The organism is Cupriavidus sp. 05N39, from assembly GCF_056397325.1.
Genome location: NZ_JBFTNE010000148.1, coordinates 1 through 14,129 on the forward strand (window position 1 = coordinate 1; position 14,129 = coordinate 14,129).

A 14,129-nucleotide genomic window follows, 5' to 3' on the forward strand; every position below is an offset into this window, starting at 1 on the left:
TACATCCCATATCCCATGCTGCTCACTCTAGTGGAAAATTTGCGTATTCGCAATTTGCATATTCGCAAATTCTTGAATACACTCACTCGCATTCCAAAGCACTCGCGTCCTGTCATCCGGGTCGCGGGCCAGGGCGGCCATGGCATCCGGACACTGGCGGCGCTGGGGCAAAACCTGCGCCGCGCTGGCGCCCGCGCTTCCCGCCTCGTCCGGGCTTACCCGAGAACGGGCCCGCGCTGCAGCATCGACCTGAATCGCATCTGTCCTCCAACCGCCCAACCAGGAGTTCACCACCGTGCGTGTCTTCAGTGCCTCCCTCGCCACCGAAACCAACACCTTCGCGCCGATGCCGACGGGCCTCGCTTCCTTCCGGGACCGCGGCTACTTCCCCGCCGGCCAGCATCCCGGCCAGATGACCTTCTTCTCCGGCCCGCTGTGGGCCGCCCGGCTGCGTGGCAAGGAGCGCGGCTGGCAGTTGTCCGAAGGCATGGTGGCCGGCGCGCAGCCCAGCGGCACCACCACCCGCCATGCCTACGAAACCCTGCGCGACGAACTGCTGGCCGACCTGCGCGCGGCACTGCCGGTGGACATGGTGCTGCTCGGCCTGCACGGCGCGATGGTGGCCGAGGGCTACGACGACTGCGAGGGCGACCTTCTGCAGCGCGTGCGGGCCATGGTCGGGCCCGGCGTGGTGATCGGCGCGGAGCTGGATCCGCACAGCCACCTGACGCCGGAGATGGTGGCGCACGCCGACCTGCTGATCGCCTTCAAGGAATACCCGCACACCGACGTGCTGGAGCGCGCGCTGGAACTGGTCGACCTGTGCGCGGCCAAGGTGGAAGGCAAGGTCCGGCCGGTGGCGTCGGTGGTCGACTGCGAGATGATCGTCACCGTCCATACCTCGCGCGAGCCCGCGCGCGGCTTCGTGGACCGCATCCAGTCGCTGGAAGGCCGGGACGGCGTGCTGTCGGTCTCCATAGCGCACGGCTTCTCCTGGGGCGACGTGCCGGGCATGGGCACCAAGGTGCTGGTCTACACCGATGGCGACCAGGCCAGGGCCGATGCGCTGGCCCGCCAGCTGGCCGATGAGTTGATCGGCATGCGCGAGGCGCTCACGGTGCCCTACCCGGACATCGACACCGCGCTCGACGAGGCGCTGGCCTTCGACGGCGGACCCGTGGTGCTGGCCGATGGCGCCGACAACCCGGGCGGCGGCGCGGCAAGCGACTCCACCTTCATCCTGCGCCGCATGATCGAGCGCGGCATCGGCAACGCGGCGATCGGCCCGATGTGGGACCCGATCGCGGCGCGCATCGCCTTCGACGCCGGCGTCGGCGCGCGGCTGGCGATGCGAATCGGCGGCAAGATCAGCCCTCTCTCGGGCGATCCGCTGGACCTGGACTGCACGGTCAAGGCGCTGCAAGCCGACATGGTCATGACCGGCTTGTCGAACACCCCGGTACAGATGGGCGACTGCGCGCTGGTGGAAGCCAACGGCATCGACATCGTGCTGATCACGCTGCGCAACCAGGCGATGGGCACGGACCTCTTCACACAGCTGGGATGCGACCTTGCCCGCAAGAAGATCATCGTGGTCAAGTCCTCGCAGCATTTCTACGCGTCGTTCTCGAAGGTGGCGAAGCACGTGATCTACGCGGGCGCCCCCGGTGCCGTGACGCTCGATCTCACAACGCTGCCCTACCGCAAGGTTCGCCGTCCCAAGTGGCCGCTCGACAGCGCCGCGGCCTGAGCACCGCCCGCCTGTCTACAACGATAACGACGATAACGACGACAAAGGAGACTCGCAGATGAAACTGAATGCCCCGCTGTCCGCCGCCCTCGCGGCGAGCGCCCTCGCCCTGGCTGGTGCCAGCCTTCCCGTGCTGGCCCAGACCAAGACGCTCAAGGTGGTGGCGCACGCCGACCTGAAGATCCTCGACCCGACCTTTACCACGGCCTACATCACGCGCAACTTCGGCTACATGGTGTACGACACGCTGTTCGCGCAGGATGCAAGCGGCAAGCCGCAGCCCCAGATGGTGGAGAAGTACAGCAGCTCGAAGGACGGCAAGCAGTGGAGCTTCACCTTGCGCCCCGGCCTGAAATTCTCGGATGGCAGCCCCGTCACTGCCGCCGACGCAGTCGCATCGCTGCAGCGCTGGGGCGCGCGCGACAGCCTGGGCCGCGCCATGGGCGATGCCGGCGCGGAGTGGAAGGCCGTCGACGCGCGCAATTTCACGCTGACGCTCAAGGAGCCCTTTGGCATGGTGCTCGACGCGCTGGCCAAGCCCTCGGGATTTCCCCCGGTGATCCTGCCCGAGCGCCTGGCCAGGATGCCAGCCACCGCGCCGCTGCCCGAGGTGATCGGCTCCGGCCCCTTCGTCTTCAAGCGCGACGAATGGGTACCGGGCAACAAGGCGGTATTCGTGCGCAACCCGCACTACGTGGCGCGCAGCGAACCGGCGAGCGGTCTCGCCGGCAGCAAGAAGAGCCAGTTCGAGCGCGTCGAATGGCTCTACCTGCCGGACGCCAACAGCGCCATCGCGGCGCTCAAGCGCGGCGAGGTCGATCTGGTCGAACAGGTGCCGCCCGACTATATCGCCCCGCTGCGTGCCGACACCAGCGTCAAGATCGGCTCGGGCGGCGCCTACCAGGGCGTGCTGGTGATGAACCAGCTCCATCCGCCCTTCAACAACCCGAAGGTACGCCAGGCCTTCCTGCAGGCAGTGAGCCAGGACCGCTTCACCGCGGCCATGGGGTATCCGCTCGATATGCGCATGAACTACTGCGCCACCTATTTCATCTGCGGCGGCGCCAACGATACGTCGGCCGGTGCCGAACCCTACCGCAAGGCCGACCTGGCCCGCGCCAAGCAGTTGCTGGGCGCGGCCGGCTACAAGGGCGAGAAGGTGGTGGTGCTGGTACCGACCGACGTGCCCCAGCTCAACGCCGAAGCCCTGATGGCGGCGCAGACCATGCGCAGCATGGGCATGAACGTGGACATGCAGAACATGGACTGGGCCTCCATCGGCGCGCGCCGCGCCAAGCGCGACGCGCCCGAGGCCGGCGGCTGGAATATGTACGTGACCGTGGCGGGCGAGTTCGATTCGAATTCACCGGTCACCAATGCCTACCTCAGCGCCGCTTGCGGCAACAGCCTGCCCGGCTGGCCCTGCGACAAGCCGCTCGACGAGCTGCGCACAGCCTGGATCCGCGAGACCGTGCCGGCCAGGCGCAAGGAACTGCTCGATGCGTTCCAGAAGCGCGCCTATGAGGCCGTGCCCTACGTGAACGCCGGCCAGTACTCGGCGGCCTTCGCGGCGCGCGCCAGCCTCAAGGGCATCGACAAGCTGTGGGCCGGCATGCCCACGGTCTGGATGCTCGACAAGTAAGAAAGAGAACGAAGAACGACCCCACCGAGGAGACACGACGATGGGCTACCTGCTCAGACGCCTGGCCGCGACGCTACCCGTGATGGCGGTGGTAGCCGTGGTGGTATTCCTGCTGATCCACCTGTCGCCGGGCGACCCGGCGGCGCTGATCGCCGGCGACCTCGCGACGGTCGACGACATCGCCAGGCTGCGCGGCGCGCTGGGCCTTGACCAGCCGCTGTGGCGGCAGTTCGCGCTGTGGACCGGCCGGCTTGCCACCGGCGATCTCGGCACCTCGATCTTCACCCAGGTACCGGTGGCCCGGTTGCTGGCGCAGCGCCTGGAGCCCACCGTCTCCATCGCCGCGCTGACGATGCTGCTGACCTTGCTGGTCGCGGTGCCGCTGGGCACGCTGGCGGCCTACCGCGCCGGCAGCTGGATCGACCGGCTGGTGATGCTGTTCGCGGTGCTGGCCTTCTCGCTGCCGGTGTTCCTGGTGGGCTACCTGCTGGTTTATGCCTTCGCCATCCAGCTGCCGTGGTTCCCGGTACAGGGCTACGCGCGCCTTGCCGACGGCGCCGGCGAATGGTTGCGCAGCCTGGTGCTGCCCTGCATCAATCTGGCGCTGGTCTATATCGCGCTGGTGACCCGCATGACGCGCGCCACCGTGCTCGAAGTGCTGCACGAGGACTACATCCGCACCGCGCGCGCCAAGGGCCTGGGCGTGCTGCCGGTGCTGGGCCATGCGCTGCGCAACGCGGCGATCCCGATCGCCACCACGATCGGCGTCGGCATCGCGCTGCTGATCGGCGGCGTGGTCGTTACCGAGACCGTGTTCGCCATTCCCGGCGTCGGCCGCCTGGTGGTCGACTCGGTACAGCGTCACGACTACCCGGTGATCCAGAGCGTGCTGCTGATCTCGGCCGGCGTGTACGTGCTGATCAACCTGATGATCGACCTGAGCTACCGGCTGTTCGATCCGCGCATCAAGTACTGAGCGCCTTTCCTTGCCGCGAGACCTGCTGACATGACCACTTCCCTGCCCGTGACCGAAGGCGCCGCCCCCGAAGGGGTGGCCGCCGACGACGCGCCCTTCGTGCTGCCGCGCTGGCACTGGGCGCGCAAGCATCCCACGCTGATCATCGGCGCGCTGCTGCTGATCGCGATCGCCGTGCTCTCCATCGGCGCGCCCTGGATTGCCACCATCGACCCCCAGGACATCGACCCGCTGGCGCGCATGCAGCCGCCCTCGGCCGAGCACTGGTTCGGCACCGACGCGCTGGGCCGCGACGTGTTCAGCCGCGCGGTCTGGGGCGGCCGCGTCTCCATGATCGTCGGCCTCTCGGTCGGCCTGCTCGCGACCGTGCTCGGCGTGCTGCTCGGCCTCACCGCGGGCTTTGTGCGCTGGGCCGATGCCTTCGTGATGCGCGTGATGGACGGCCTGATGGCTATCCCCGGCATCTTGCTGGCGATCGCGCTGATGGCCGTCACGCAGGCCAGCCTGACCGCCGTGATCGTCGCCATCACCATCCCCGAGGTTCCGCGCGTGGTGCGGCTGGTGCGCTCGCTGGCGCTGACCCTGCGCGAGCAGCTCTTCGTCGAGGCGGCGCATGCGGTAGGCACCCGCCTGCCGGTGATCCTGGCGCGCCACGTGGTGCCCAATATGGTGGCGCCCCTGATCGTGCAGGCCACGTTCGTGGCCGCCGCCGCCGTGCTGACCGAAGCGGCACTGTCTTTCCTCGGCGTAGGCGTCCCGGCGCAGACGCCAAGCTGGGGCAACATGATGGCCGAGGGCCGCAACTTCGTGGCCGTGGCCTTCCACATCATCCTGTACCCCGGCATCCTGCTGGCCGCGACGGTGCTGGCGATCAACCTGCTGGGCGACGGCTTGCGCGATGCGCTCGATCCGCGCCTGGCGCGGCAACTCTGAACCAGGGAGCGCATTCATGACGATGACGATGTCCCGCGCCGCCATGGCCACCGGCGAGCCGCTGCTCGAAGTCGACGAGCTTTACACCCATTTCGATACGCTCACCGGCCCCGCCCGCTCGGTCGACGGCGTCTCCTACACGGTATGCGCCGGCCAGACCCTTGGCGTGGTTGGCGAGTCGGGCTGCGGCAAGAGCGTGACGGCACTGTCGGTCATGCGGCTGCTGCCGACGCCGCCGGCGCGCATCCGCGGCGCCGTGCGGCTGCGCGGCACCGACCTGCTGCAGATCAGCGAGCGCGAGATGCGCCGCATCCGCGGCAACCGCATCTCGATGATCTTCCAGGAGCCGATGACCTCGCTGAACCCGGTGCTCACGATCGGCCGCCAGATCGCCGAGACGGTGCGCCTGCATCAGGGTGCAAGCCGTGCCGGCGCGATGCGGCGCGCGGTGGAAATGCTGCGCCTGGTGCAGATCCCCGAGCCCGAGCGCCGCGTCAACGAGTATCCGCACCAGCTGTCCGGCGGCATGCGGCAGCGCGTGATGATCGCGCTGGCGCTGGCCTGCAACCCCGAAGTGCTGATCGCCGACGAGCCCACCACCGCGCTCGACGTGACCATCCAGGCCCAGATCCTGGACCTGATCCGCCGCCTGCAGAAAGAGCTTGGCATGGGCGTGGTGATGATCACGCACGACCTCGGCGTGGTGGCGGAGTGCTGCGACCGGGTGATCGTGATGTACGCCGGGCGCAAGGTCGAGGAAGCCGATGTCACCGACCTGTTCGACCGCCCGCTGCACCCCTATACCCGCGCGCTGATGGCCTCGATGCCCTCGATGAATACCAGCAGCCAGCGCCTGGCCGAAATCCCCGGCCTGGTGCCATCGCCCCAGGAAGCGCGCCGGGGCTGCGCCTTCGCGGCGCGCTGCCCGCATGCCGACACGCGCTGCGCGCGCGAGATCCCGCAACTCACGCGCCACGGCGCAGACCATGCGGTGGCCTGCTTCGCGGTCGAGGAAGGCCGTATCGAATGCAACCAGCAAGCCCGGGAAGCCCAGGAAGCCATCGCATGAGCACCAACTCCGCAACGCCATCGCCCCTGCTCAAGGTCGACCGGCTCAAAAAGCACTACGTCGCGCCGCAGCGCTGGCTGGCGCCGCGCAAGCCGCCCATCCAGGCGGTGGATGGCGTGTCCTTCACCGTCGAGCGCGGCGAAACGCTCTCGCTGGTCGGCGAATCCGGCTGCGGCAAGACCACCACCGCCAAGTCGGTGCTGCGCCTGATCGAGCCTACCTCGGGCTCGGTGCAGCTCGACGGCGAGGAACTGGTGGGCCTGCCGGCCAGCGCCATGCGGCTGCGCCGGCGCGACCTGCAGATCATCTTCCAGGATCCCTATGCCTCGCTAAGCCCGCGCCTGACAGCCGGCGAGATCGTCAGCGAGCCGCTGCGCAATTTCGGCGTGCAGTCGCGCGCCGAGCGCAGCGAACGCGTGCAGTGGCTGTTCGGCAAGGTCGGCCTGCGGCCGGAGGCCGCGAAGAAATTCCCGCACGAATTCTCGGGCGGCCAGCGGCAGCGGCTGGGCATCGCACGCGCGCTCGCGCTCAACCCCAAGCTGATCGTCTGCGACGAACCGGTGTCGGCGCTCGACGTCTCGGTGCAGGCGCAGGTGGTCAACCTGCTGATGGACCTGCAGGCCGAGTTCGGCATCGCCTACCTGTTCGTCGCGCATGACCTGGCGGTGGTGCGCCACATCAGCCACCGGGTCGCCGTGATGTACCTGGGCCAGATCGTCGAACTGGCCGGCCGCGACACCTTGTTCTCCGCACCGCGCCACCCGTACACCGAGATCCTGCTGTCCGCGGTGCCAGTGCCCGATCCGCGCACGCCGGCCCGGCGCCTGCTACTGCAAGGCGACCCGCCGAGCCCGGCCAACCCGCCAGCGGGCTGCCGCTTTCACACACGCTGCCCGCTGGCGCAAGCCGTATGCAAGGAACAGGCGCCCGCCCTCACCGAACGGCCATCCGCCGGCGGTGGGCATCAGGTGGCCTGCCATTTCCGCTGACCGACTCGCTGCAGACCAAAATGAGGAATCCGATGTCCGATCCCAATTCCACGCACTACGACCTGCTGATCGCTGGCGGCACGGTGATCGACGGCAGCAAGGCACCCCGCTTCAGCGCCGATATCGGCGTGCGCGGCGGCCGCATCGCGGYGATCGGCAACCTGACCGGGCACACGGCCGACCGGACGCTGGACGCGGCGGGCCAGATCGTCGCGCCCGGCTTCATCGATGCGCACACGCACGATGACCAGGCCGTGCTGTCGCAGGCCACCATGCCCTTCAAGATCTCGCAGGGCGTAACGACCGTGATTGCCGGCAATTGCGGCATCAGTGCCGCCCCGTTGCGCGCCGACATGGACCTGCCCATGCCGCTGAGCCTGATCGACTCGCCGGCCGAGGGCCGCTTCACCACCTTCGCGGCTTATCTCGACGCGTTGCGCGCCACGCCAAGCTCCGTCAACGTGGCGGCGATGGTCGGGCATTCGACCCTGCGCGCGGTCACCATGCCAGCGCTCGACCGGCCCGCCAATGCCGAGGAAATTGCTGCCATGCGGGCACTGGTCGAGGAAGCCATGCAGGCCGGCGCGATCGGCCTGTCGACCGGCACCTTCTACCCGCCCGCCGCCAAGGCGACGACCGAGGAGATCATCGAGGTCTGCCGGCCGCTCAGCGCGCGCAAGGCGCTATACGTGACGCATATGCGCGACGAGTCCGACCATGTCATGCAGTCGCTGGAAGAAACCTTCCGCATCGGCCGCGAGCTCGACGTGCCGGTGGTGGTGTCGCACCACAAGGTGCAGAACACGGCAAATTTCGGCAAGAGCCAGGTCACGCTGCCATTCATCCGTGAAACCATGAAGCACCAGTGCGTCTCGCTCGACTGCTACCCGTACACGGCCGGCTCCACCATGATCCGCACCGACCGCGGCATGCTCGAAGGCCGGGTGCTGATCTCCGCCAGCCAGCCGCACCCCGAATGCGCGGGCCGCGATCTCGACGACATTGCCAGGGAATGGGGCGTGCCCAAGGACGAGGCCGCGCGCCGCCTGCAGCCCGGCAGCGCGGTCTACTTCCTGATGGACGAGAACGATGTCCAGCGCATCCTCGCGTTCGACGAAACCATGATCGGCTCCGACGGCATTCCTGTCGGCGAAAGCCCGCATCCGCGCCTGTGGGGCACCTTCCCGCGCGTACTCGGCCACTACTGCCGCGAGATCGGGCTGTTCCCGCTAGAGACGGCGGTGTGGAAGATGACCGGGCTGACGGCGCGCAACTTCGGCCTGYATCAACGCGGCACGCTGGAGGTGGGCCACCATGCCGATATCGTCGTCTTCGATGCCGCGAACGTGCGCGATGCCGCCAGCTACGAAACCCCTGCCCGACCGGCCGAAGGCATCGACACCGTGATCGTCAACGGTGCCATTACGTGGCGGCACGGCGCGCACAGCGGGGCGCGCAACGGGCAGGTGATCACACGGCAAGCCACGCCATAACGCGGGAAACGTGCCGCTTGCTTACGGACCGCCGCCACCGCCTTGATCTCGGCCACGAGTTCCGGGCGTTGCGGCTTAGCGACGCACATGCCGGCTGGCGCATACGGGACCTGAGGCGCATGAGGCGCATGCGAACCCGCTATGCCCACCGGTGCCGGCGCCGCACCCCGCCATCACCCTCGGGCCCACTTGTCAACCCGCCCAAATATCCGGCCAGCGCCCTCGGGCATTCGGCCCAAGGACCGGCAGCACGGCTACAATGGCGCGCCACACGCTTGCCGTTCACACCATGTCCACAACGTACACGCTTGTCGGAATTGCGCGCGCCAAGGCTCACCGCCGTGAAGTCCTGGTTGCCAAGCTGGCCGCGCTGCGCCTGCGCGGCGCCATGGAACCCGGTTGCCTGCGCTACCACGTGGGAGAAGACGCCGAGGATGCCGAGGTGTTTGTGCTTTATATGGAGTGGAATTCCAGGCACGCGCTGGAATCGCATCTCAACAGCGAATATGTGCGTGATTTTCACGACACCCGGCAGGAATTTCTTGAGGGTGACATCAATTTCCGGTGGCTGAACGCTGCCTGACGGCCGCCCAAGGGCCGCCATCCCGAAGTGGCCCAAAACCCGCTTTTCCGGCCGAAGCCGAACCCGTCGGCCATCCGGTTTTTCCGGCACGGCTTGTTATTCCCCCAACGCCGATCTATCACTTTGAGTGACGCTCCAGCGCATCCGGAGCGCATCACCCGGAGTACATCATGGACGTCAGGGATGGTTTCGTCGGCACCATCGGCCACACGCCGCTGATCCGGCTGGCAGGACTGAGCGCGGAGACTGGCTGCGAAATCCTGGGCAAGGCGGAATTCCTCAATCCGGGCGGTTCGGTCAAGGACCGCGCGGCGCTCTTCATCATCCGCGATGCGGAACGGCGCGGCGTGCTCAAGCCCGGCGGCACGGTGGTGGAAGGCACCGCCGGCAATACCGGCATCGGCCTGGCCCATATCTGCTCCGCGCGCGGCTATCGATGCATCGTGGTGATCCCAGACACCCAGTCCCCGGAAAAAATGGACCGCCTGCGGCTGCTCGGCGCCGAGGTGCGCCCGGTGCCCGCGGCGCCCTATGCCGACCCCAACAACTACCAGAAGGTGGCCGGGCGCCTGGCCCAGGAGACGGAAAACGCCATCTGGGCGAACCAGTTCGACAACCTGGCCAACCGCCAGGCGCATTACGAAACCACCGGCCCGGAAATCTGGCATGACACCGCCGGCAAGGTCGATGCCTTTGTCTGTTCCACCGGCACGGGCGGCACGCTGGCCGGCGTCGCGCGTTTCCTGAAGGAGAAGGAGCGCAACCCGCCCGTGCGCATCGTGCTGGCCGATCCGCACGGCAGCGGGCTGTATCACTTCGTCAAGCACCGCGAGGTCAAGGCCGAGGGCAACTCCATCACCGAGGGCATCGGCTCCAGCCGGGTCACCGCCAACCTGGCGGACACGCCGATCGACGATGCGGTCCGGATCGACGACCGGTCCTGCGTCGACACGGTTTACCGGCTGCTGCGCGAGGAAGGCTTATGGCTGGGCGGTTCGTCCGGCATCAACGTGGCGGCGGCGGCGTGGCTGGCCCGCGAGATGGGGCCCGGCCACACCATCGTTACGCTGCTGTGCGACCGCGGCGACCTGTATGCCGGGCGCCTGTTCAATGCGGACTGGCTGGCGGCCAAGGGGCTGACGCCGCAGCCCCTCGTGGCACGGCACTGAGCCCTGGCATGGCTACGGCGCCTCTTTCAGGCGCCGCCACAGGGTAGTGGCGCTGATGCCCAACTGATGACAGGCGGCAGCGCGGTTGCCCCCGCATTCCGCCAGCACGCGCCGTATATGCTCTGCCTGGCTCGCGCGGGCCACGCCCGCGAGCGAGCCGGCCCCGGCCGCATCGTCCGCCGCCCCGGCCGCCGCGCGCCGCAAGCCGCCGGCCAGCGGCGCAGGATCGCCCTGCGGCTCCGTGCCAAACAACTCCGGCGCGGCCGCCTGCAATTCATCGAGCAAATCCCGGGGCGCCAGCTCGCGCCCCGCCACCAGCACGGCAATGCGCTCGGTCACGTTTTCCAGCTCGCGGATATTGCCCGGCCAGGCATAGCCCGCCAGCCTTGCCCGCACCGCTTGCGGCAGCGGCTGCGGCGCCGGCTGCCCCAGGCGTTCCTGGGCACGGCGGTACAGCAGTTCCGCCAGTTCGGGCAGGTCGCCGGCGCGCTCGCGCAGCGGCGGCATCTCGATGCGCAGGATATTGAGGCGGTAGTAGAGATCCTGGCGGAAGCTGCCCTGCCGGACCAGTTCGCCCAGGTTGCGGTGCGTGGCGGCGATCACCCGCACATTGACCGGCACCGCGTCCAGGCCGCCGATCGGCAGCACCTGCTTTTCCTGCAGCACGCGCAGCAAGCGGGTCTGCAGCGCGGGCGGCATATCGCCCACTTCATCCAGGAACAGCGTGCCGTTGTGGGCGGATTCGAACAGGCCCGCCTTGCCGCCGCGGCGCGCGCCGGTAAAGGCGCCTTCTTCGTAACCGAACAGTTCGCTTTCCAGCAGGGTTTCGGGGAACGCGGCGCAATTGACCGCGACGAAGGGAAACGCCCGGCGCGGGCTGGCGTCGTGCATGCCCTGCGCCAGCACTTCCTTGCCGGTGCCGCTTTCGCCGCCCACCAGCACGGTGGAATCCACCGCCGCATAGCGACGCGCCAGTTCGCGCAGGTGATGCATGGCGGGGGAAGCGCCGGCGAGATCATCAAGGCTGTAGCGCACCCCGGCCGGCCGGGCGCGGCTGCGCGAGCGCAGGTTGCGGTCGACCCGGTGGATGGCATTGGCGTCCTGCAAGGTCAGCACCGCGCCGGCGGTGCCGTTCTCGGTCACGATGGGGATGCGGTTGACCACCACCATCTTGTCGCCGAGCTTGTGGATGGCTTCCAGCTCCTTGCTGCCGCTTTGCATCACGCCGTCGAGCGACAGCGCCGGAGCCAGCGTTTGCAGCTTGCGGCCCAGGGCGGCGGCCGGCGCCGTGCCGAGAAAGCGCTCCATGGCCGGGTTGTAGGTCTGGATGCGCCCTTCCGCGTCGACCGCGGCCACGCCTTCGTTGAGGTGAGCCAGGATGGTGTTCACGTAGTCGCGCCGGCCCGACTCGATGCGGCGCAGGCGGGCCGCTTCAATCACATCCTCCAGCGCGCCCCGCACCGAATTGCCGGAGTACAGGAACACGCCGATCAGGCCGATCTTGTCCGCCAGGTCGGTCACCATGCCGGGCCCCACCACCACCTTCACGCCCTCCTGCTTGAGGGCCTTCACGCGGGCGGCGGCATCGTCCTCGGTCAGGTACGTGTAGGCCGGGATCGACAGCGAGAAAGTCCGCACGAATTCGTCCACCTCCGGATAGGTAGCCGCGTGCGTCACCAGCGCCACCTTCGGCGAGATGCGCCGCGCCGTCGCCAGCGCGCTCATCACATCGAAGCCAGTCACCTTGACCAGCACCACGGGCACATCGACATGCTGGCGCAGGTAGGCGCCGTTGGAGCCACCCGCCACCACGGCATCGAGCCGGCCCTCGCGCGCTTCGCGTGCGACGGCGCTGGCGGCGGCCGCGTAGCCCTTGCCGACGATGCGGAATTCCGCCTGGGCGGCATAGCCGGGGATCAGGTCGGCAAAGGCGCGCGACAGGCGGCTGATGCCGATGGCCCAGATGCGGGGGCGCGCGGCATTGCCGGTGCCGGCGGCGTTGATCGGAGCGGGAAGGCCAATCGTCATGGGAGCGGAAAAAACAGTGCTCTTGCCAGTAGCAAGCTAATCTTGAGATTGTGCGCGCAGGCAACGTGCATTTCAATATTGAAATGCAATCCTTTCAAATCTGAAATTTCACGCACGTACCGGTTTCATCGCAATGACTCGCGGCAAATGGCTGCGGATCGCCGCCAGGCCAAGCCTGACAACGGCTGATGCCTTGCACGGCGGTCGCAGCGATTCCCCGGGGCAAGTAGCCGGGCACGCCTGGCACACCCCTTGCGCTAATAGCCCGTCCACTCCCAAAGCGAACATCATGACCTTCTCCACTTCCGACCTCGCCCGCTCCGCCGGCGCCCGCTTCCGCCAGGCCCTGGCCGATGAGCACCCCCTGCAGGTCGTCGGCACCATCAATGCCAACCATGCGCTGCTGGCCAAGCGCGCAGGCTACCGCGCCATCTACCTGTCGGGCGGCGGCGTGGCCGCGGGTTCGCTGGGCCTGCCTGACCTGGGCATCYCCAACCTGGACGACGTGCTGACCGACGTCCGCCGCATCACCGACGTGTGCGACCTGCCGCTGCTGGTGGACGTGGACACCGGTTTCGGCGCATCGGCCTTCAACGTGGCCCGCACCACCAAGTCGTTGATCAAGTTCGGCGCGGGCGCGATGCATATCGAAGACCAGGTCGGCGCCAAGCGCTGCGGCCACCGTCCGGGCAAGGAAATCGTCTCGCAAGGCGAGATGGTGGACCGCATCAAGGCCGCGGTCGATGCCCGCACCGATGAGAACTTTGTCATCATGGCGCGCACCGACGCGCTGGCCGTGGAAGGCCTGGACAAGGCCATCGAGCGGGCCGTGGCCTGCGTGGAAGCCGGCGCCGACGCCATCTTCCCCGAAGCCATGACCGACCTGGCCATGTACCGCAAGTTCGTCGACGCCGTGAAGGTGCCGGTGCTGGCCAACATCACCGAATTTGGCGCTACGCCGCTGTTCACCACCGGGGAACTGGGTGGTGCCGGTGTGTCGATGGTCCTCTACCCGCTGTCGGCCTTCCGCGCCATGAACAAGGCGGCCGAAAACGTGTACGCTGCAATCCGCCGCGACGGCACGCAGCAAAATGTGGTCGATACCATGCAGACGCGCGCCGAGCTGTACGAGAGCATTGGCTATCACGACTTCGAACAAAAACTGGATGCCCTGTTTGCCCAGGGCAAGGCCAAGTAAGCACAACTGCACAGCAGTACGATCGTAAGCAACATCAGTCAGCACAGCATTCCCCAAGGAGACTCCCCCATGTCCGAAGCGCAACCGCTCGCCGCCCCGAAGCCGAAGAAATCCGTCGCCCTGTCGGGCGTGACCGCCGGCAATACCGCGCTGTGTTCGGTCGGCCGTACCGGCAACGACCTGCACTACCGCGGCTACGACATCATCGACATCGCCGAGACCTGCGAGTTCGAAGAGATCGCCCACCTGCTGGTGCACGGCAAGCTCCCCACCCGCGCCGAACTCACCGCCTACAAGGC

The 14,129-nt window shown here is 67.9% G+C and carries 12 protein-coding genes; 11 read left to right on the forward strand and 1 reads right to left on the reverse strand.

Translation table 11 applies throughout. The features are described from left to right. Nucleotides 1-295 precede the first annotated feature (295 nt). The 9 genes from AC1DN0_RS37670 (at nucleotide 296) to AC1DN0_RS37710 (ending at nucleotide 10,604) form a co-directional block, all read left to right on the forward strand. Nucleotides 296-1,750 (forward strand): M81 family metallopeptidase, encoded by a 1,455-nt coding sequence (locus tag AC1DN0_RS37670; RefSeq protein ID WP_441628680.1) that lies wholly within the window; start codon nucleotides 296-298, stop codon nucleotides 1,748-1,750. A 58-nt stretch (nucleotides 1,751-1,808) separates the two neighbouring features. Further along, the gene (locus tag AC1DN0_RS37675) at nucleotides 1,809-3,392 is read left to right on the forward strand and encodes an ABC transporter substrate-binding protein (RefSeq protein ID WP_441628682.1); all 1,584 of its coding nucleotides are present in this window, start codon (nucleotides 1,809-1,811) and stop codon (nucleotides 3,390-3,392) included. A gap of 40 nt (nucleotides 3,393-3,432) precedes the next feature. Next, nucleotides 3,433-4,368 (forward strand): ABC transporter permease, encoded by a 936-nt coding sequence (locus tag AC1DN0_RS37680; protein ID WP_441628684.1) that lies wholly within the window; start codon nucleotides 3,433-3,435, stop codon nucleotides 4,366-4,368. 30 nt (nucleotides 4,369-4,398) lie between these two features. Continuing rightward, nucleotides 4,399-5,301: an ABC transporter permease gene (locus tag AC1DN0_RS37685; RefSeq protein ID WP_441628686.1), complete on the forward strand. Its 903-nt coding sequence runs from the start codon at nucleotides 4,399-4,401 to the stop codon at nucleotides 5,299-5,301. A 16-nt stretch (nucleotides 5,302-5,317) separates the two neighbouring features. Continuing rightward, the gene (locus AC1DN0_RS37690; protein WP_441628688.1) at nucleotides 5,318-6,370 is read left to right on the forward strand and encodes an ABC transporter ATP-binding protein; all 1,053 of its coding nucleotides are present in this window, start codon (nucleotides 5,318-5,320) and stop codon (nucleotides 6,368-6,370) included. Then, nucleotides 6,367-7,359 (forward strand): ABC transporter ATP-binding protein, encoded by a 993-nt coding sequence (locus AC1DN0_RS37695; protein WP_477101678.1) that lies wholly within the window; start codon nucleotides 6,367-6,369, stop codon nucleotides 7,357-7,359. Before AC1DN0_RS37690 ends, AC1DN0_RS37695 begins: the two co-directional genes overlap by 4 nt. A gap of 32 nt (nucleotides 7,360-7,391) precedes the next feature. Continuing rightward, nucleotides 7,392-8,852 (forward strand): N-acyl-D-amino-acid deacylase family protein, encoded by a 1,461-nt coding sequence (locus AC1DN0_RS37700; protein ID WP_477146457.1) that lies wholly within the window; start codon nucleotides 7,392-7,394, stop codon nucleotides 8,850-8,852. A gap of 259 nt (nucleotides 8,853-9,111) precedes the next feature. Then, nucleotides 9,112-9,435 carry a putative quinol monooxygenase gene (locus AC1DN0_RS37705; protein ID WP_235185115.1) on the forward strand — a complete coding sequence of 108 codons (324 nt, stop codon included), beginning with the start codon at nucleotides 9,112-9,114 and terminating at the stop codon, nucleotides 9,433-9,435. Between the two features lie 170 nt (nucleotides 9,436-9,605). Continuing rightward, nucleotides 9,606-10,604 (forward strand): cysteine synthase A, encoded by a 999-nt coding sequence (locus AC1DN0_RS37710; protein ID WP_441628694.1) that lies wholly within the window; start codon nucleotides 9,606-9,608, stop codon nucleotides 10,602-10,604. Nucleotides 10,605-10,616: 12 nt separating this feature from the next. Here AC1DN0_RS37710 and prpR read toward each other — a convergent pair whose 3' ends face one another. Next, nucleotides 10,617-12,632, reverse strand: coding sequence for a propionate catabolism operon regulatory protein PrpR (prpR, locus tag AC1DN0_RS37715; RefSeq protein ID WP_477101677.1), 2,016 nt, complete (start codon nucleotides 12,630-12,632; stop codon nucleotides 10,617-10,619). A 289-nt stretch (nucleotides 12,633-12,921) separates the two neighbouring features. Here prpR and prpB point away from each other — a divergent pair, with 289 nt between their 5' ends. Then, the gene (gene prpB / locus AC1DN0_RS37720) at nucleotides 12,922-13,830 is read left to right on the forward strand and encodes a methylisocitrate lyase (protein ID WP_477146458.1); all 909 of its coding nucleotides are present in this window, start codon (nucleotides 12,922-12,924) and stop codon (nucleotides 13,828-13,830) included. 69 nt (nucleotides 13,831-13,899) lie between these two features. Next, nucleotides 13,900-14,129 (forward strand): citrate/2-methylcitrate synthase (locus AC1DN0_RS37725; protein ID WP_477146459.1); only part of this gene is annotated, 230 nt, incomplete at its 3' end.